The organism is Citrobacter sp. LST-B2 (assembly GCF_057983045.1).
In genome coordinates this window covers 2,040,525-2,058,724 of record NZ_CP192598.1, presented here as the reverse complement: position 1 = coordinate 2,058,724, position 18,200 = coordinate 2,040,525, and the positions used below count along the sequence as shown (strand labels likewise).

17 protein-coding genes are annotated in these 18,200 nt (G+C 54.8%); 4 read left to right on the top strand and 13 right to left on the bottom strand.

What is annotated here, in order from left to right; translation table 11 throughout:
- Positions 1–187 precede the first annotated feature (187 nt).
- The 5 genes from phoH to putP form a co-directional block, all read right to left on the bottom strand.
- Complete coding sequence (gene phoH, locus ACQ0PY_RS09785) at positions 188–976, bottom strand: phosphate starvation-inducible protein PhoH (RefSeq protein WP_043001036.1); 789 nt, start codon at positions 974–976, stop codon at positions 188–190.
- Positions 977–1,494: 518 nt separating this feature from the next.
- Complete coding sequence (gene efeB / locus ACQ0PY_RS09780) at positions 1,495–2,778, bottom strand: iron uptake transporter deferrochelatase/peroxidase subunit (RefSeq protein ID WP_043001038.1); 1,284 nt, start codon at positions 2,776–2,778, stop codon at positions 1,495–1,497.
- Between the two features lie 5 nt (positions 2,779–2,783).
- Entirely contained in the window at positions 2,784–3,911 is a 1,128-nt protein-coding gene (gene efeO / locus ACQ0PY_RS09775) for an iron uptake system protein EfeO (RefSeq protein ID WP_109740165.1), read from the bottom strand.
- A 56-nt stretch (positions 3,912–3,967) separates the two neighbouring features.
- Complete coding sequence (gene efeU, locus ACQ0PY_RS09770; protein WP_046402040.1) at positions 3,968–4,801, bottom strand: iron uptake transporter permease EfeU; 834 nt, start codon at positions 4,799–4,801, stop codon at positions 3,968–3,970.
- A gap of 223 nt (positions 4,802–5,024) precedes the next feature.
- Complete coding sequence (gene putP, locus ACQ0PY_RS09765; RefSeq protein ID WP_043001041.1) at positions 5,025–6,533, bottom strand: sodium/proline symporter PutP; 1,509 nt, start codon at positions 6,531–6,533, stop codon at positions 5,025–5,027.
- A gap of 397 nt (positions 6,534–6,930) precedes the next feature.
- On the opposite strand from putP, the gene putA reads away from it, so the two are divergent.
- Positions 6,931–10,893 (top strand): trifunctional transcriptional regulator/proline dehydrogenase/L-glutamate gamma-semialdehyde dehydrogenase, encoded by a 3,963-nt coding sequence (putA, locus tag ACQ0PY_RS09760; protein WP_109740164.1) that lies wholly within the window; start codon positions 6,931–6,933, stop codon positions 10,891–10,893.
- A gap of 59 nt (positions 10,894–10,952) precedes the next feature.
- Positions 10,953–11,348: a lysozyme inhibitor LprI family protein gene (locus ACQ0PY_RS09755; protein WP_043001955.1), complete on the top strand. Its 396-nt coding sequence runs from the start codon at positions 10,953–10,955 to the stop codon at positions 11,346–11,348.
- On the opposite strand, the gene rutR is transcribed toward ACQ0PY_RS09755, so the two are convergent.
- Both rutR and ACQ0PY_RS09745 read right to left on the bottom strand, forming a co-directional pair.
- Complete coding sequence (rutR, locus tag ACQ0PY_RS09750; protein WP_044258058.1) at positions 11,345–11,983, bottom strand: HTH-type transcriptional regulator RutR; 639 nt, start codon at positions 11,981–11,983, stop codon at positions 11,345–11,347. The genes ACQ0PY_RS09755 and rutR overlap by 4 nt on opposite strands.
- Before the next feature lie 163 nt (positions 11,984–12,146).
- The gene (locus ACQ0PY_RS09745; RefSeq protein ID WP_043001044.1) at positions 12,147–12,320 is read right to left on the bottom strand and encodes a con-10 family general stress protein; all 174 of its coding nucleotides are present in this window, start codon (positions 12,318–12,320) and stop codon (positions 12,147–12,149) included.
- A 383-nt stretch (positions 12,321–12,703) separates the two neighbouring features.
- On the opposite strand from ACQ0PY_RS09745, the gene wrbA reads away from it, so the two are divergent.
- Together wrbA and ACQ0PY_RS09735 are read left to right on the top strand one after the other, a co-directional pair.
- Positions 12,704–13,300, top strand: coding sequence for an NAD(P)H:quinone oxidoreductase (wrbA, locus tag ACQ0PY_RS09740; RefSeq protein ID WP_043001045.1), 597 nt, complete (start codon positions 12,704–12,706; stop codon positions 13,298–13,300).
- A 20-nt stretch (positions 13,301–13,320) separates the two neighbouring features.
- Entirely contained in the window at positions 13,321–13,548 is a 228-nt protein-coding gene (locus ACQ0PY_RS09735; protein ID WP_042319758.1) for a YccJ family protein, read from the top strand.
- Positions 13,549–13,584: 36 nt separating this feature from the next.
- Here ACQ0PY_RS09735 and agp read toward each other — a convergent pair whose 3' ends face one another.
- The 6 genes from agp to ACQ0PY_RS09705 all read right to left on the bottom strand — a co-directional run bounded on the left by agp (position 13,585) and on the right by ACQ0PY_RS09705 (position 18,196).
- Positions 13,585–14,826, bottom strand: a complete 1,242-nt coding sequence (gene agp / locus ACQ0PY_RS09730; RefSeq protein WP_043001046.1) for a bifunctional glucose-1-phosphatase/inositol phosphatase — start codon at positions 14,824–14,826, stop codon at positions 13,585–13,587.
- 87 nt (positions 14,827–14,913) lie between these two features.
- A complete protein-coding gene (locus ACQ0PY_RS09725) occupies positions 14,914–15,621 on the bottom strand; it encodes an ArsR/SmtB family transcription factor (protein WP_044258062.1) in 708 nt (235 codons plus the stop codon).
- Between the two features lie 49 nt (positions 15,622–15,670).
- Positions 15,671–16,429 carry a sulfite exporter TauE/SafE family protein gene (locus ACQ0PY_RS09720; RefSeq protein WP_044327673.1) on the bottom strand — a complete coding sequence of 253 codons (759 nt, stop codon included), beginning with the start codon at positions 16,427–16,429 and terminating at the stop codon, positions 15,671–15,673.
- An 86-nt stretch (positions 16,430–16,515) separates the two neighbouring features.
- Entirely contained in the window at positions 16,516–17,004 is a 489-nt protein-coding gene (locus ACQ0PY_RS09715) for a MarR family transcriptional regulator (RefSeq protein ID WP_044327672.1), read from the bottom strand.
- 24 nt (positions 17,005–17,028) lie between these two features.
- Positions 17,029–17,514: a TlpA family protein disulfide reductase gene (locus ACQ0PY_RS09710; protein ID WP_043001050.1), complete on the bottom strand. Its 486-nt coding sequence runs from the start codon at positions 17,512–17,514 to the stop codon at positions 17,029–17,031.
- Positions 17,501–18,196: an ABC transporter ATP-binding protein gene (locus ACQ0PY_RS09705; protein ID WP_043001051.1), complete on the bottom strand. Its 696-nt coding sequence runs from the start codon at positions 18,194–18,196 to the stop codon at positions 17,501–17,503. Before ACQ0PY_RS09705 ends, ACQ0PY_RS09710 begins: the two co-directional genes overlap by 14 nt.
- Positions 18,197–18,200: the final 4 nt, after the last annotated feature.

The following is an 18,200-nucleotide window of genomic DNA, read 5'->3' as shown; positions in this document are numbered from 1 at the left end:
ATTTCAGATGAGAGCCGGTACTTATGTATCGGCTCTTTTCTTTTATATTCCCCAATGGGGGGATGAGAATCCCCGACCGGGGGTCGACAACGAGCGAAGCCAGTCAATCCCCCTCACCACCCTATGTGACATTCGCCTAAAAAACAAAGCCCGGTTTTCCCGGGCTCTGAGCGCAAAGATTGCTAACTTAACTGTACGCATTCAGCGTTCGTTGGCAGAGCGCCGAGCGAACGCAATCATCTTTATTGAAGCGAACAATCCCTATCATTTCATCTTCTTTAAAGCGGGCCAGCGCGTCACTGAGCCCTGACTGAACATGAGGGGGTAAATCGCACTGGGTAATGTCCCCGTTGACGATAACCGTCACATTCTCCCCGAGGCGCGTTAAGAACATCTTCATTTGCGCAGCAGTGACGTTCTGAGCCTCGTCAAGAATGACCACTGCATTTTCAAATGTACGTCCGCGCATGTAGGCGAACGGCGCGATTTCCACCTTACCGATTTCAGGTCGCAGGCAATACTGCATAAAAGATGCCCCGAGTCGTTTAACCAGCACGTCATAAACCGGCCGGAAATAGGGAGCAAACTTCTCCGATACATCTCCAGGTAAGAAGCCGAGATCTTCATCAGCCTGCAGAACTGGACGGGTGACAATGATCCTGTCTACATCTTTATGTATCAGGGCCTCTGCTGCTTTTGCCGCACTGATCCAGGTTTTACCACACCCGGCTTCGCCCGTAGCGAAAATCAGTTGTTTACTCTCGATAGCATTCAGGTAGTGCGATTGAGCCTCATTGCGCGCCATGATTGGCGTGGCGTCGCGACTGTCGCGCGCCATGCCAATCGCTTCTACGCCACTCATCTGCACAAGCGAGGTGACCGATTCTTCTTCACGCTGTTTATGACTGCGTGAGTCCCGTCTCAGCACACGTTTTGCTTCACGACGAGCTTTGATCACTGCTTTTTGTCTTCCCATGGATAGCACCTTGAGTTGTTGGTATTCATCACACGCGCCGTTGGCAGCGCGATTATGCGCACGAACATCTGCGGGTTGGCTTCCTTGTAAGCCATTGCTTGCCTTTCGAATAGACGCCACACACGGCTACGCGCACCGAATATGGCGTCAGTAACACGAAGAAGAGGGGAAAATGAGAGAAATTTAGCGGTGACGAGATGGCTACCGGAGGAGAGACTTCCGCGTAATAGGCTGCAAAAACTGTCAGAAACGTGTCCACGAGAGGACTTTACCATTCGCGATCTCCATAGTGAATAACCATCACTGCCGGGAACTACCGCTATTACGTATAATTACATCAGAACTTAGCAATAACGCAACAATATTTTTACCTGACGTTAACTAAATTCTCATTTCTGTTGGCAACAGTCTCTTACGGAGATATTACAAAATTATTTCAAAAAACGGATCATATAAAAAAAGAATATTTTCAGCCGCGTGAGACGCAACATACCCCGCCCACAGACGGGGTATCACTGTCAGGCTTCAAGCAGAGACTGGCCCAGATAGCGATCGGCCTGCTTGATTCCCGGTAGCGCGAAGAAATAGCCGCCGCCAATCGGCTTAACGTACTCTTCCAGCGCTTCGCCGTTTAGCCGCTTCTGCACGGTCAGGAACCCTTTTTCCAGGTCGTGTTGATAGCAGACAAACAGCAATCCCATATCAAGCTGTCCGGATGGCGTCACGCCAAGGGAGTAGCTGTATCCACGACGCATCATCAGGCTCGACTGCGTCTGCGCCGTGCGTGGATTCGCCAGACGAATGTGGCTGTCCAGCGCAATGACGTTGCCGTCCGGGTCGCTGGCGTAATCCGGCACATCATGTTCGTGCTGCATCCCCAACGGAGCGCCGGTGTGCTTATCGCGGCCAAAAATGGTTTGCTGCTCTTTGAGCGGCGTGCGATCCCAGAATTCGACGCGAAACTGAATCAAACGAACAGCCTGATAAGATCCGCCAATGGCCCACGCCGGTTCCCCCTGCTCCGCCGTCACCCACACCACGTCCTGCATCAGCTTTACATCGCTGCTGTCCGGATTCGCCGTACCGTCTTTAAAGCCCAGTAAATTGACCGGAGTCTCTTTACCCTTACTGCGCGCCGCATGGTCGGATATAAACCCTTCTCGCTTCCAGCGAACGCTCAGCAAATCCGGCGTATGTTTGATGATATCGCGCAGGGCATGGATCACCGTGTCCTGGGTGTTAGCGCAAATCTGTAGCAACACATCGCCATGGCATAACGCCGCATCCAGAGAGTCATTCGGGAAACGGGTCATTTTCTGCAACGTCTTTGGCATCTGCGCCTGTAGGCCAAAGCGCGTATCGAACAGCGAATGCCCCACCGACAGCGTCATGGTCAGGTTATCCGGCGCGATGAAGGCGCCGAGGATCCCGGAGTCCATTGGTGGCATACGCGGGTTCGGCGTTTCCGGTGCCGGGCCGCCAGTGGTCAGGAAAGCAATACGTTTCGTCAGCAGGCGAAACAATCGTTCGAGCTCACCTTTATCCGATGCCAGAACGTCAAATGCCACCAGCATCATTGAAGCCTGCTGCGGCGTCAAAATACCCGCCTGATGGGGACCGTAAAAAGGCTGAGTCTCGCTACGAGCATCCGGCGACAAGGTTCCCGGCGCGCTTTGCGGCTTTTGCGCATGGGCGACCGGACAACCGCCGGCCAACGCCAGCGCGCCGCCGAGCGCGCCCATTCCTTTCAACAAACGTCTGCGTGACGGTTCGCTCACGCCGTTTTTATTATCATGCTGCATGGTGCTTAATCCAGACCCAGTACACCGCGTAATTGCGCGAGATCTTCCGCCAGCGTCGTAATCGGGCCTTTCAGCGCGTTGCGATCTGCATCGGTCAGTTTATCGTAAGTCTCAAAACCGTCTTTGGTGCGATATTTCGCGAGGATGGTATCCACTTTTTTGAAGTTCGCATCCACTTTTGCTAACAGCTCGCTGTTCTCTTTTTGCAGTTGCGGACGCAGCAGGTCTACGATCTTCTGCGCTCCGTCAACGTTCGCCTGGAAATCCCACAGATCGGTATGGCTGTAGCGATCTTCCTCGCCGCTGATTTTACTGGCCGCCACTTCTTCAATCAGTCCTGCTGAACCGCCAACCACTTTTGACGGTGGGAATGCCAGTTCACTGATGCGTTTTTGCAGATCCAGAACGTCGGTATTTAACTGATCGGCGTAGTTCTCCATCCCTTTGACCGAGTTATCGCCAAACAGCGCTTTTTCCAGACGGTGGAAGCCGGTAAATTTCGGATCGGCGGCTTTTTGTTCGTAATCGTCTTCACGGGCATCGATGCTGCCGTCAAGATCGGAGAACAGCTCAGCAATCGGCTCGATACGTTCGTAATGCTGACGAGTTGGCGCATACAGTGACTTCGCTTTCTCCAGATCGCCCGCCTTAATGGCATCGGTGAAGGCTTTAGTTCCCGCCACCAGCTGCGCGGTCTCTTCGGTCACATAGGCTTTATAGTTGGTGATAGCGCCACCCAGACTCAGCAAAGTGTCACTCTGCGCGGCATCGGCCGTCGCGCTGCCCTTAACAATCAACTTCCCTTTCGGGTTAGTCAGCAGGCCACAGGTCATGTCATATTCGCCCGGTTGCAGATTGGCAGTCATCTTCTGGCTGAATCCCGGCGCGATGTTTTCGCGTTCTTCAACCACCATCACCCCCTTCAGGATCTCCCATTCCAGCGCTTTCTGACTGTGGTTTTGAATGATGAACTGGGTTTTGCCGGCATTAACCGTAATGCTCATCGGCTCACATTGTTTATCCGTTACCGTGACGTTAACCTGCGGAATATCCGCAGCATGGGCAGTAAAAGCAGAAGCAAACAGTGCAGCCATGCCAAGCTGCAGCGCACTACGGCGAAAGTGATTCGTCATGACCATCCCTTTAAATAAGTATGTTGTAACTACATAAGAGTTTGCGTCGCGAAGCGTCAAGGCGCTGCGCGGGACGCGGTTGTGCCTGTGCGCGGCGGCAATGCAAACACCACCAGCGCCGGTATCAGATAGATAAACCAGACCGCAACTTCACTGACGCTCGGAGCTTCCTGGTAGCCAAAAATGCCTTCCATCAAAGTGCCAAACAGCGAGTGCGTCGAAAGAATAGCGCTCATATCAAATGCCACGTCCTGGAAGTGATTCCACAATCCCGCTTCGTGGAAGGCGCGAATCGCGCCTGCAGCAAGACCGGCTGCCACCAGCAAAATGAACAGGCTGGTCCACTTAAAGAAAGCGCCCAGGTTCAGACGGATACCGCCCCAGTAGAGTAAGAAACCGAGAACAACCGCAGTCGCCAGCCCCAGCATGGCCCCCACTGGCGGCCAGATCCCAACATCCTGTTGAAAGGCCGCCAGCAGGAAAAAAACGGATTCCAGCCCTTCACGCGCCACGGCGAAAAAGACCATCATAATCAGTGCCCAGCCGTGGTGATTACCGCGCTGTAATGCGCTGTCGACCGCCTGCTCCAGTTGGACTTTGACGTTGCGCGAAACCTTACGCATCCAGAACACCATCCAGGTGAGGATCACCACAGCAATCACCGCGACGATACCCTCAAACAGTTCCTGCTCCTTCTGCGGAAACTCACCGGTGGTCTCGTTGATGAAGATCCCAAGGCCCAGACACAGCGCCGCCGCCAGAAATACACCAATCCACATCACGCCAATCCAACGGCCTCGTTGGGTACGCTTCAGATAGCTGGCAATCAGGCTGACTATCAGCGCGGCTTCCAGCCCTTCACGCAACATAATTAGAAACGGAACAAACATGCCAGACACCCTTAAACGTTATTCTTAGTCAACTGATGCAAAGAAAGGTAAATTACAGTGATAGTGATTATCATTACGACAAGAGAAAACTCAAGCAGAATGTAATGATAATGATGTCAGAATGTAAACACTTAGCGGGTTAATGATTGTGGCAGGAAGCGATAGCTGAAAAAGACAAAAAAGCCCGCACGAAGCGGGCCTGATTAGTCAGTGAACTGAGACGTTAGCCTTCCTGCAAACGCGATGGCGGTGCGGAATGATAGTGCGCGTCAGCCTCAGCAAAGCGTTTGAGCATCGCCGATGATGGCGCTTTACCCAACAGACTGAAGACGACGATACCGACGCTGCCGAAGATAAAGCCCGGAATGATTTCGTACAGATCCAGCCAACCGAAATGTTTCCAGACGATCACCGTCACGGCACCGATAATCATCCCGGCCAGTGCGCCGTTGCGAGTCATACGCGACCACATCACCGAGAACAGTACCACCGGACCAAACGCGGCGCCGAAACCAGCCCAGGCGTAGCTCACCAGACCCAGCACCCGGTTATCCGGGTTCGCCGCCAGGGCAATCGCCACCAGCGCGACCACCAGCACCATAATGCGCCCTACCCAAACCAGCTCCTGTTGGCTGGCACCTTTGCGCAGGAACGCTTTGTACAGATCTTCGGTAATGGCGCTGGAACATACCAGCAACTGACAGCTCAGCGTTGACATTACCGCCGCGAGAATCGCAGACAGCAGGATACCGGCAATCCACGGGTTAAACAGGATTTGCGCCAGTTCGATGAACACGCGCTCCGCGTTCTGATTCACCGAACCCGCCAGCGCCGGATTGTTGTTGAAGTAAGCGATGCCGAAGAAACCGACCGCGACCGCACCTGCCAGACAGAGGATCATCCAGGCCATGCTGATACGGCGGGCATGAACGATGCTGTGGTGGGAATCCGCCGCCATAAAACGTGCCAGAATGTGTGGCTGACCAAAGTAGCCCAGGCCCCAGCCCATCAGGGAAATGATGGCGACGAAATTCAGCCCTTTGAGCATATCAACGTTCTCAATGCTCTTCTGTTTAATGACTTCCAGCGAATCGCCAAAGCCCCCAACGCTGATGATGACAATCACCGGCGTCAGGATCAGCGCAAAAATCATCAGACTGGCCTGTACGGTATCCGTCCAGCTTACCGCGAGGAATCCGCCAATAAAGGTATAGAGGATGGTGGCCGCCGCGCCTGCCCACAGTGCGGTTTCGTAGCTCATGCCAAAGGTGCTTTCAAACAGACGCGCCCCTGCCACGATGCCGGATGCACAATAAATAGTGAAGAACAGCAGAATCACCAGCGCGGAGATAATGCGCAGAACCCGGCTCTTGTCTTCAAAGCGCCCGGTGAAGTAGTCCGGCAGCGTCAGGGCGTTATTATTATGTTCGGTGTGCACGCGAAGGCGCCCGGCCACCAGCTTCCAGTTGATCCACGCCCCTAACGTCAGGCCGATGGCAATCCAGCTTTCTGAAATCCCGGAAATGAAAATCGCGCCCGGTAAGCCCATCAGCAGCCAGCCGCTCATATCTGACGCGCCCGCAGATAATGCGGTGACAAATGGCCCGAGACTGCGGCCCCCCAAAATATAATCATCAAAGTTCTTGGTTGAACGCCAGGCGATAAAACCAATCAGTATCATGCCAAAAATATAGACACAGAACGTCACCAGCATCGGTGTGCTAATTGCCATAAAATCTCCAGACTCTTCTGTTTTATTGCTCTGCCGGAACGTGGCAAAGCCTGTTGTATTTCCCGGGCGACCGTATCCTGCCGGAAGCGCGGTTTATTCACAATCGATTTAACACATCATTTACATCAAATTTAAATGCAGATGAACACTATTTTCTGGCAGGTTGCACTCTCTCACATTTTTCGCGGTTGCACCTTTTAAAAGTGTTAACTGCCGCAGAGAAAAAGATAGCGTTATTATTTTTCCCAACGTCATACATCTTTCTTTTATTAACATTTCATTCATTTTTAAGCTTGTTATACAGGTCACATTTAACGTGGTTGCACAAAGTTGCAACATAGTAGATATTTCTCGATAACGATAAGCAGTACCTCACCGAACAACAGGAGCAGATGGCATGGGAACCACCACGATGGGGGTTAAACTGGATGACGCAACGCGCGAGCGCATTAGGTCAGCGGCAACGCGAATTGATCGCACCCCGCACTGGTTGATTAAGCAGGCAATCTTTAATTACCTGGAAAAACTGGAAAACGATGACACGCTGCCAGAAATTCCTGCGCTATTGGCCGGAGCCGCCAACGAAGGCGATGAATCCACGGCACCGCAGGAAGAGATCCATCAACCTTTCCTGGAATTTGCCGAGCAGATCCTCCCACAGTCGGTCTCGCGTTCCGCCATTACCGCCGCGTATCGTCGCTCTGAAACTGACGCGGTCTCGATGCTGATGGAACAGGCGCGTCTGCCGCAGCCGGTAGCCGAACAGGCCCATAAGCTGGCTTACCAACTGGCGGATAAACTGCGTAATCAGAAAACAGCCAGCGGCCGTGCCGGTATGGTGCAAGGCTTGCTGCAGGAGTTTTCTCTCTCTTCGCAGGAAGGGGTGGCGCTGATGTGTCTGGCGGAAGCGCTGCTGCGTATTCCGGATAAAGCCACGCGCGATGCCTTAATCCGCGACAAAATCAGCAACGGTAACTGGCAGTCGCACATTGGTCGTAGTCCGTCGTTGTTCGTCAACGCGGCGACCTGGGGTCTGCTGTTCACCGGTCGTCTGGTCTCCACCCATAACGAAGCCAGCCTTTCTCGCTCTCTGAACCGCATTATCGGTAAGAGCGGTGAGCCGCTGATCCGTAAAGGCGTCGATATGGCGATGCGTCTGATGGGCGAACAGTTCGTGACCGGAGAAACCATTGCCGAAGCGCTGGCGAATGCCCGTAAGCTGGAAGAAAAAGGCTTCCGCTACTCTTACGATATGCTGGGTGAAGCCGCGCTGACCGCAGCCGATGCGCAGGCCTATATGGTCTCCTATCAGCAGGCGATTCATGCAATTGGTAAAGCGTCGAACGGACGCGGGATTTATGAAGGTCCGGGGATCTCTATCAAGCTCTCCGCCCTGCACCCGCGTTACAGCCGTGCCCAGTACGATAGAGTGATGGAAGAGCTCTATCCGCGCCTGAAGTCGTTGACGCTGCTGGCGCGCCAGTATGATATCGGCATCAATATCGATGCCGAAGAGGCCGACCGTCTGGAGATCTCCCTCGATCTGCTGGAAAAACTGTGTTTTGAACCTGAACTGGCTGGCTGGAACGGTATTGGTTTCGTCATTCAGGCGTACCAGAAACGTTGCCCGTTCGTCATCGATTACCTGATCGATCTGGCCACCCGCAGCCGTCGCCGTCTGATGATCCGCCTGGTCAAAGGCGCCTACTGGGATAGCGAGATCAAACGCGCCCAGATGGACGGTCTGGAAGGCTACCCGGTTTACACGCGCAAGGTCTACACCGATGTCTCTTATCTCGCCTGCGCGAAAAAGCTGCTCGCCGTACCGAATTTGATCTACCCGCAATTTGCAACCCACAACGCCCATACGCTGGCAGCCATTTACCAGTTGGCCGGACAGAACTACTATCCAGGTCAGTATGAGTTCCAGTGCCTGCACGGAATGGGTGAGCCGCTGTACGAACAGGTCACCGGTAAAGTGACGGATGGCAAACTTAACCGTCCGTGCCGCATTTATGCACCGGTTGGCACCCATGAAACGCTGCTGGCGTACCTGGTGCGTCGTCTGTTGGAAAACGGGGCGAACACCTCCTTTGTTAACCGTATCGCGGATACCACGCTGCCGCTGGACGAACTGGTGGCCGATCCGGTCGAGGCCGTTGAAAAACTGGCGCAGCAGGAAGGTCAGACCGGTCTGCCGCATCCGAAAATTCCGCTGCCGCGCGATTTGTACGGCAAAGGGCGCGAAAACTCTGCCGGTCTGGATCTTTCCAACGAACATCGTCTGGCCTCCCTCTCCTCTGCCCTGCTCAACAGCGCGCTGCAAAAATGGCGAGCGTTGCCGATGCTCGAGACACCGGTTGCCGAGGGCGAAATGAGCCCGGTGGTCAACCCGGCAGAACCGAAAGACATCGTCGGTTATGTCCGTGAAGCCAGTGAAACTGAAGTCGAACAGGCGCTGCAAAGCGCGGTGAACAATGCTCCTATCTGGTTTGCGACGCCGCCGCATGAACGTGCCGCCATCCTCCATCGCGCTGCCGTGTTGATGGAAGGCCAGATGCAACAGCTGATCGGCATTCTGGTGCGTGAAGCCGGTAAGAGCTTCGCCAACGCCATTGCCGAAGTGCGTGAAGCAGTAGACTTCCTGCATTATTACGCCGGTCAGGTGCGTGACGATTTTGATAATGAGACCCACCGCCCGCTCGGTCCGGTTGTTTGCATCAGCCCGTGGAACTTCCCGCTGGCCATTTTCAGCGGACAAATCGCCGCCGCGCTGGCTGCAGGCAACAGCGTACTGGCAAAACCCGCGGAACAGACGCCGCTTATCGCAGCCCAGGGCATTGCCATCTTGCTGGAAGCTGGCGTACCGCCGGGCGTGGTGCAACTGCTGCCTGGCCGGGGTGAAACGGTGGGCGCGCAATTGACCGCCGACAGCCGCGTGCGCGGCGTGATGTTTACCGGTTCTACCGAAGTGGCGACGCTGCTGCAACGTAACATCGCGACGCGTCTGGATGCACAGGGACGTCCGATTCCCCTGATCGCCGAAACGGGCGGCATGAACGCGATGATCGTTGACTCGTCTGCCCTCACCGAACAGGTGGTGGTCGACGTACTGTCCTCGGCATTTGACAGCGCCGGACAGCGCTGCTCCGCGCTGCGCATACTCTGTCTACAGGATGATATCGCCGACCACACGCTGAAAATGCTGCGCGGCGCGATGGCCGAATGCCGGATGGGCAACCCGGGGCGTCTGACCACCGATATCGGTCCAGTGATCGACAGTGAAGCCAAAGCCAATATTGAACAGCATATTCAGGCTATGCGGGCGAAAGGTCGTCCGGTATTCCAAGCGGCGCGTGAAAACAGTGAAGATGTCCGTGAATGGCAAAGCGGTACATTCGTTGCGCCAACGCTGATCGAACTGGAAAGCATTGATGAGCTGCAAAAAGAGGTCTTTGGTCCGGTTCTGCACGTTGTACGCTACAACCGTAACAACCTGGACGCGCTGATTGACCAAATCAACGCCTCCGGCTACGGTCTGACGCTGGGCGTCCACACCCGTATTGATGAAACCATTGCCCAGGTCACCGGTTCGGCGCACGTAGGCAACCTGTACGTTAACCGGAATATGGTGGGGGCGGTCGTCGGCGTACAGCCGTTCGGCGGCGAAGGACTCTCGGGGACCGGCCCAAAAGCCGGTGGGCCGCTCTATCTCTACCGTCTGCTGGCAAATCGTCCGGAAAATGCGCTGGCCATCACTCTGGCGCGTCAGGATGCGGCCTATCCGGTAGACGCCCAGTTGAAAGCCGCGCTGATCCAGCCGCTGGAAGCGCTCAGCGAGTGGGCGGCCGATCGCCCTGTGTTACGTCAACTTTGCCAACAGTTTGGCGAACTGGCGCAGGCCGGTACGCAGCGTCTGCTGCCTGGCCCTACCGGGGAGCGTAACACCTGGACACTGTTACCGCGTGAGCGCGTACTGTGTATCGCGGATGATGAACAGGATGCGCTGGTGCAACTTGCCGCCGTCACTTCGGTCGGGAGTCAGATTTTGTGGACTGACGATGCTTTCCACCGTGATCTGGCGAAACGCCTGCCGGCAGCGGTTTCTGCCCGCATTGCGTTTGCGAAAACCGACAGCCTGACAACGCAGCCTTTTGATGCGGTGATCTTCCACGGCGATTCCGATCAGCTTCGTGCCCTGTGTGAAGCGGTAGCAGCCCGTGAAGGCGCGATTGTCTCGGTACAAGGTTTCGCCCGTGGTGAAAGCAATATTCTGCTGGAGCGACTGTACGTCGAGCGTTCGTTAAGCGTGAACACGGCAGCCGCCGGAGGTAACGCAAGCCTGATGACAATTGGCTAAGGCTGTGGTTAATTAAGGCTCCGGAAACGGGGCCTTTTTTTATGGAGCCAGAGGGAATGATGAAACGAATACTACTCACCTGCGCTGCGCTGCTGCTCAGCGGTCAGGCGCTGGCCGATGACTGCGCAAATGCCAGCACGCAAGCGGAAATGAATACCTGTGCTGTCACCCAGTATCAGACGGCAGACAAAGAACTGAATGAAACGTATCAGAATGCGCTGAAACGCGCAGCCCCGCCACAGCAGGAACTGCTGAAAAAGGCGCAGACCGCGTGGATCGCCATGCGCGATGCCGACTGCGCGCTTATCAGCTCCGGCACCGAGGGGGGAAGTGCTCAGGTGATGATCGCCAATCAGTGTCTGGCGGATAAAACCGCCGAGCGTGAAGCGTTTCTCGCCTCGCTGCTACAGTGCGAAGAAGGCGATATGAGCTGCCCACTGCCGCCTGCCAATTAACGAACGCGAATTCCCTCAATAATCATGCGTTGAACGTTTTCAACCGTCTGATTAAAAAAGGTTTCGTCACGCAGCGTTGCGCCCGTCACCGCCTCAACCTGAGGCGCAAAATCGGCGTAATGCTGTGTTGAAGCCCAAATCATGAAGATCAGATGATGCGGGTCGATCGGCGCCAGTTTGCCGCTCTTCACCCAACCGGCAATCAGGGCGGACTTTTCATCAATCAGCGTTTTCAGATCGCCGGTCAATTCATCCATCAACAGCGGCGCACCGGCCAGCATTTCCATGCAAAAAAGACGCGAGGCCTGCGGGTAATCACGGGACACTTCCAGCTTCAGCCGGATGTACTCTTTAATGGCAGCCAATGGCGCAAAATCTTCCCTAAACGCTTTTAAGGGCGCCAGCCAGATATCCAGAATTTGACGTAGCACGGCGACATACAGCGCCTCTTTTGACGGGTAGTAATAAAGAAGATTGGTTTTGGAGACGCCGGCCTGCTCGGCAATGTGTTCAATACGGGTGCCGTGAAAACCATATTGTGAAAACGTATTTAATGCGGCTGTCAGAATCGCTTCGCGTTTCGCGCTGACCGCCTGCGAGCGTTTACCTGTTTTTTTCTCAGCACGTTCGGCCATGCCCTTTCCTTGTTCGGTGAATCTGTCAGTGGCGCATAGTCTGCGTGGCGTTTCCTTTCAGTTCAACCTGACGGGCAAAAAAAACCGCCGGAGTATCCGGCGGCGGTGGCGTCATCACGCAGTTAGGGGAGGCTGAACATGATGATCGACAAGTGCGGCAATGCTAGCTGTTACGGCTACCACCACTGCTCTTGCCCCCTTTTTTACCTGCTTCAGAGGCACGCTGCGGGTCATTTTTAAAATTCCCCCCGCTGTGCTGACCACCTTTCTTACCTGCTTCTGATGCTCTTTCGCGGTCTTCGGCAAAATTACCGGAACCGCCTCGATGGTTTGCCATTACTGACCTCCGTCATTGATTAGACATCATATTGCATAGGTACTGAGGAGTGACTCCTCACGCCACGGATGGCGGATGCCATTCACCTCGCGACGTGAAACTAAGCTTAGGCAATACAGAGCGTTCGGCCCGCCGCTGGTAATATCCTGCAACAGCTTAAGTCCGTGTTGAGAAATAATTGCCTCAGTTTATCAATAAGCCTTTCTTATGATTAGCAAAATTTAGCGGCGAGAAAATGTATCATTTTGCTACAAAACAGGCTGTCCTAAAATTTGTTATAAATCAAAGAAATGGTCGTGATATTTGCACTCTCAGCGCCACGTCATATCTTTAAAGAGGGTAGCGAATCGCTACAGACACGGTTAATACGAGGAGTAGTACAAATGGCTAAAGTTCTGGTGCTTTATTATTCCATGTACGGACACATCGAAACGATGGCGCACGCGGTAGCGGAAGGGGCAAACAAAGTGGACGGCGCAGAGGTCGTGATTAAGCGTGTACCGGAAACCATGCCAGCTGAAATTTTTGCCAAAGCCGGAGGCAAGACGCAAAACGCGCCCGTCGCCACCCCGCAAGAACTGGCGGATTACGACGCCATTATTTTTGGTACGCCAACGCGCTTTGGCAATATGTCAGGCCAGATGCGTACCTTCCTCGATCAGACGGGCGGATTGTGGGCGTCCGGCGCGCTGTATGGCAAACTCGCCAGCGTTTTCAGTTCTACCGGGACAGGCGGCGGTCAGGAACAAACGATTACGTCTACATGGACTACACTTGCCCATCATGGGATGGTGATTGTGCCCATCGGCTACGCCGCACAGGAACTGTTCGATGTTTCGCAAGTTCGCGGTGGTACGCCTTATGGCGCAACGACCATTGCCGGGGGTGACGGTTCACGCCAGCCCAGTCAGGAAGAGCTCTCTATCGCACGTTATCAGGGCGAATACGTTGCCGGTCTGGCAGTGAAGCTCAACGGCTAATCTTCAACGGGAGGATAAGAATGCCAACTCAAGAAGCGAAGGCTCATCACGTCGGTGAGTGGGCAAGTCTGCGCAATACATCGCCGGAAATAGCCGAAGCCATATTTGAAGTTGCCGGATATGACGAAAAGCTGGCAGAAAAAATTTGGGAAGAAGGCAGCGATGAAGTGCTCATCAAAGCCTTTGATAAGACAGATAAAGACGCGCTCTTCTGGGGCGAACAGACCATCGAACGTAAAAACGTTTAAGCCGTTAAATCCCCCGCTTGCGCGGGGGAACCTCATTTATTTCGCCGCCTCATTCAGCAGCGCGTCAAACTTGTCGATCGGACAGAAACCGTTCGCATCGATCGGGCATCCTTTCAACTCCAGAGTCACGCGTTGCGCCGGGGCTTTCAGCGTCAGCACATCCGCATTACGCAGCTGCTCTGAACTCTGATACACATACTCAATTTTCATCAGATCGCGGTTGGCCTTCGTGTCATGCCAGCGCTGGAAGACAATTTTGCCGCCAATCGGCGTACGTTCGTTTTGATCATGTAACTGATAGGGTTTGAATTCCAGTGCGGTAAGCAGTGAGGCGATGTTTGAGTCATGCCCCACCAGCACGGTAATTTTCGGCGCTTTCGCCTGTTCGGTCACCAGCGCTTTGTCGATGTATTTCACCAGCGGTTTCGCCACGTTACGTGCGACCTCCGCAGAGGTAAACAGGCTGTCCTGATAGCCATTTTTGAGTTTCGACAACACCTTCCATTGCTGATCGGATTTAATTTCGCCCCAGGCCACCTGATCCATCGGGAATCCTTCGTAGTATTGCAGCGTGAAGGCGTCCACCAGCGAGTTCCCCACTTTCAGCGGTCCGGAGACACCGGGCTCCTGCTCATAGTTCGCGCTAAAGGTATCTTTAGCGTCAGTCAGCGAACACTGCTGTTTTTCCTTGCATGATGGCGAGTCTTTGTAGTTGATCATCTGTTCCAGCAACTTGTAGCTGTCATCAAGTTGCATCTGGCCGCGCTCTTTTTCCATCGCCTGTACGGCTTTCTCGCGGAAAGCCGCCGAATCATCGGTGATCACCGGGTTAAAGGTGGGGTCCATGGTGCCCATTTTTTCCTGGTGATGCACCGGAACATCGCAGCCAGGGAACGCACCGGTGATAAAGAACTGGGCGGTCGCGACCGTACGCTGCAGACTGTTGGCATAGGTATAGACCGTATCCGGTGCCGGGCACTCGCCGGATTTCACCATCCCCTGCTCTGCCAGCCATTCACGCATGTAATGGCCCATATACACTTCCAGCACGCCACCTTTGGTGGTGAGCTGTCCGCCCGGCACATCCCATTCAGGCCATTTATTCGGAGTGGACTGCTCCAGCACGCTGCCATTGTTCGCCAGCGGCGCACGTAAGTTATGTCGACTCATCATCAATACTTGCTGTAGCTGATAGCCTTCCGGTGCCGTTTGTGCCTGCGCGGCAGAAGACACCATCACAACCCCTGCCACAGCGGCGGCAATTAACGATTTGTTCATCCCTACGACCTCGTGTTGTTATTCGTCATTCATAAGTGTGACAGATATATGACACATTTTTGGGAACGAGACCGCAAAAACAGGGATTCAGCGCATCATATTGATGCCAAATATCATTTGCAGCTTGCGGATCCCGGAGGGCGTGAAGGTGACCTGGCGGCTTCCCGGTGCTGTTTTGATCCACCGCTGCCCGGTAAGCCAGGTCAGTAGCGCCGCGCCAAGTACACCACCCAGATGATAACGTCGCTCGCTCCAGTCCAGACAGCCGCAGCTAAATTTGCGTCGCGACACGCTGGCCTGTACGACAATGCCCAGATCCGCCAGTTTCTCCTCACCCAGAGGCGTCAAGGTTTCGCCATCTGCCGTCAGCCACTGTCGGGAAACCAGCGTATCAAACAGTCTCACCGCCACTTCTCCGGCCAGATGGTCATAACAGGTCCGCGCCTGACGCAAACTCAAAGGCGTAGTGATTTTCCGCGATGCCGTTGATGTCCAGGCGACGCCCATCAGACGCTCCAGCAGTTCCGCAATGTCTGCGCTTGCAAGGCGAAAATAGCGGTGCCGCCCCTGGGCGAGAGAAACCACGAACCGCTGCTCGCACAGACGGGCCAGGTGCGCACTGGCGGTAGACGGCGAGATATCCGCCACCGCGCTCAGTTCCGTCGCCGTCCATGCCCGGCCATCCATCAGCGCACACAGCATCCGGGATCGCGATTTGTCCGCCATCACCGCCGCCGTCAGCGCCATTCGTGATTCGAGTTCGCCGTCTTCTTCATTTACGACTATTGACGTCATACTAACCTCTCAGCCTCGGGGAGGGGTTAACCATGGCACGATTTTGTCATTAAGTCACAGCACGGAGCATCATTTCGATACTTAGCCCCAGCAGACAAAACAGAAAGCAACGTTTAAAGACAACGGGTGAGATGACCCGTCGGATACGAGTGCCTGCCCACTGGCCGAGCAGCGCCGGAACGATGGCGAATGCCGATAAGCTCAGCGACTGCGCGGGGAGCGCGTCGTGCCACCACAGACCCAGTGCTAACGCCAGCGTGGAAAAGGTAAAAGAGATACCGAGCGCCTGAACCAGTTCATCCTTCTCAAAGCCCAGCGACTGGATCCACGGCACCGCCGGCATCACAAAGACGCCCGTTCCGCCGGTCAACAAGCCGGTAGCGAATCCGACAACCAGTGAGAGCGGTTTTTCACGCCGCGGTGCGATCGCAATTCGTTTTCCCGCCAGGGTCCAGAGCGCATACACCATCAGCGCCAGCCCGAGCGCAAACTGTGTGCGGGAAGTCTCGCCACCGGTGATCCAGACGCTGGCCAACAGTGTGGCAATCACCACCGTTAGCAGCATAGGCCAGAGTCGCTTCAGCAACATCCGGGTATTTCCACCGCCGCCAAACTGAAACAGATTGCTGATAAGCGAAGGTAACAACAGCATAGCCGCCGCCGCAACCGGAGAGATCAGCGAGCCGAGGATCCCCATTGCCACAGTAGGCAGCCCCATGCCGGTGACGCCTTTCACCATCCCCGCAAGAACAAAGGTTAAGGCAATCATCACAACCTGGTCGGGGTCGAATGCAAAAAGAAGGGTCATGCTTCAGCGTCCTGTAAGGAGAAGATGACCTATCCTGAATGCTTGCGACGATGCTTGCTTCGTCAGCGAACGAAATGTGGTTTCCGCTATTCAGAGATAATGACTTCATGGCGGATGTTACGCGCGCAGTAGGCTGTCCCGTCTTTGAGATACAGTTCCTGAAAACGGCTGTTATCCATCGGTTGTTGCAGTCGCGTACGCTCGGTATCGACAAACTCTTTTTGCACGCGGTAATGCACCGCATCCTGTGTTTCGAACGCGATAAACTCGCGGGTGGCATAGGGCTTATGTTTCAGTTTGACATAGACGATGTACTGCACCGTGCTGAACGTAAGCCCGGTTCGCACGGCAATCTCCTTCATGGTCAGCGGTTCATCGGATTCATACAATGCCTGAACCTGTTGAATTCTCTTCTGGCTATACGCCGACACACGCAAACTGAGTTTCAGCCGGTAAGCCATATTGCGTACCACCGTCACATTGGTGCACAGCATCTGCGCAATGTGTTGCGTCGAGAGGACGCCCGCGTTTTCACGCAGGAGAGCCAGGCTCTCGTCGTTCCAGATAAATGCCATCAGCGGTATCCCTCCACCGAAAACTTATTGCCCCGCGAGACGGGCGAACGTGGCGGCTAATTCCGCCGGTTTACGCATTCCCTGATGCCACTCCAGCACCCGGCCTTGTGGATCAATCAGGACCGAGGTCGGTGTGCCGATGACCTGGTATCGTTCCTGAGTGATTTTCATCTGATCGCGAAGGACCGGATACGACACCTGGTGCTTCGCCAGAAGCGCATCCAGGTTGACCGTACCCGGATCGGTATTCACCGCCACCACTACCACGCTATCGCCCCATTTCTGGCTGAGCGTTTCCAGCGAATCCATCTCCGCCAGACAACCACCGCAGCCTGCCGACCAGAAATTGAGGTAGATGGATTTTCCCTGCCAGCGATCCAGTCCGGACTCCTGGCCTTGTAAATCGAAGGCCGCCAGCGCCGGAGCCGTTTCGCCGACAGCCAGCTTTTCCTCTTTACAGCCACTGAGCAATACCGCCAGTGAGAGAATGAAAACGTTAAGCCAGCGCATGTTGCATCGCCTCCTCTCCCAGATACTTTCCGTGTTGCAGACGCAAAATGCGATCGGCAAACTGCCCAAGCGCCGGGTTATGCGTCACCATGACTATCGTGCGCCCCTGGCGGTGCAAATCGGTAAGCAAATCCAACACCCGCTGTTCATTCTCTTCATCGAGGTTGCCTGTCGGTTCATCCGCGAAAATGACCGGCGGCTCATTCACCAGCGCCCGCGCAATACAGACACGCTGCTGCTCCCCACCGGAAAGCTGGCTGGGTAAATGGGTGACGCGGTGCCCAAGGCCGACCTGTTCCAGTACTTTTCTGGCTGCTGCCTCGTCCACCACGCTGTGGTAGTGCTGCGCCAGCATGATATTTTCCAGCGCGGTTAAAAAGGGAATGAGATGGAATTGCTGGAACACCAGGCCAATCTTCTCGGCGCGAAAACGACGCCGTCCCTCTTCATCCAGCGCGGCGGCGTCCGTACCCTCAAGAAACACCTGACCTTCCGTTGCGGTATCCAGACAGGTGAGGATGTTCATCAGCGTCGTTTTCCCGGAGCCGGAGGCCCCCATGATGGCGACAAACTCCCCTTGCGTAATTCGCAGGTTAATATCATCCAGGGCGGTAACGTCGCCAAACCGTTTATAGAGGTGACGTGTTTCGATCGCCACCTGTGGAATCTGCGTCACGGACATGGCG

What these genes read in the sequence shown, in the direction of transcription:
- phoH (WP_043001036.1), bottom strand. Translation starts at nt 976, where the DNA reads ATGGGAAGACAAAAAGCAGTGATCAAAGCTCGTCGTGAAGCAAAACGT.
- efeB (WP_043001038.1), bottom strand. Translation starts at nt 2,778, where the DNA reads ATGCAGCATGATAATAAAAACGGCGTGAGCGAACCGTCACGCAGACGT.
- efeO (WP_109740165.1), bottom strand. Translation starts at nt 3,911, where the DNA reads ATGACGAATCACTTTCGCCGTAGTGCGCTGCAGCTTGGCATGGCTGCA.
- efeU (WP_046402040.1), bottom strand. Translation starts at nt 4,801, where the DNA reads ATGTTTGTTCCGTTTCTAATTATGTTGCGTGAAGGGCTGGAAGCCGCG.
- putP (WP_043001041.1), bottom strand. Translation starts at nt 6,533, where the DNA reads ATGGCAATTAGCACACCGATGCTGGTGACGTTCTGTGTCTATATTTTT.
- putA (WP_109740164.1), top strand. Translation starts at nt 6,931, where the DNA reads ATGGGAACCACCACGATGGGGGTTAAACTGGATGACGCAACGCGCGAG.
- ACQ0PY_RS09755 (WP_043001955.1), top strand. Translation starts at nt 10,953, where the DNA reads ATGAAACGAATACTACTCACCTGCGCTGCGCTGCTGCTCAGCGGTCAG.
- rutR (WP_044258058.1), bottom strand. Translation starts at nt 11,983, where the DNA reads ATGGCCGAACGTGCTGAGAAAAAAACAGGTAAACGCTCGCAGGCGGTC.
- ACQ0PY_RS09745 (WP_043001044.1), bottom strand. Translation starts at nt 12,320, where the DNA reads ATGGCAAACCATCGAGGCGGTTCCGGTAATTTTGCCGAAGACCGCGAA.
- wrbA (WP_043001045.1), top strand. Translation starts at nt 12,704, where the DNA reads ATGGCTAAAGTTCTGGTGCTTTATTATTCCATGTACGGACACATCGAA.
- ACQ0PY_RS09735 (WP_042319758.1), top strand. Translation starts at nt 13,321, where the DNA reads ATGCCAACTCAAGAAGCGAAGGCTCATCACGTCGGTGAGTGGGCAAGT.
- agp (WP_043001046.1), bottom strand. Translation starts at nt 14,826, where the DNA reads ATGAACAAATCGTTAATTGCCGCCGCTGTGGCAGGGGTTGTGATGGTG.
- ACQ0PY_RS09725 (WP_044258062.1), bottom strand. Translation starts at nt 15,621, where the DNA reads ATGACGTCAATAGTCGTAAATGAAGAAGACGGCGAACTCGAATCACGA.
- ACQ0PY_RS09720 (WP_044327673.1), bottom strand. Translation starts at nt 16,429, where the DNA reads ATGACCCTTCTTTTTGCATTCGACCCCGACCAGGTTGTGATGATTGCC.
- ACQ0PY_RS09715 (WP_044327672.1), bottom strand. Translation starts at nt 17,004, where the DNA reads ATGGCATTTATCTGGAACGACGAGAGCCTGGCTCTCCTGCGTGAAAAC.
- ACQ0PY_RS09710 (WP_043001050.1), bottom strand. Translation starts at nt 17,514, where the DNA reads ATGCGCTGGCTTAACGTTTTCATTCTCTCACTGGCGGTATTGCTCAGT.
- ACQ0PY_RS09705 (WP_043001051.1), bottom strand. Translation starts at nt 18,196, where the DNA reads ATGTCCGTGACGCAGATTCCACAGGTGGCGATCGAAACACGTCACCTC.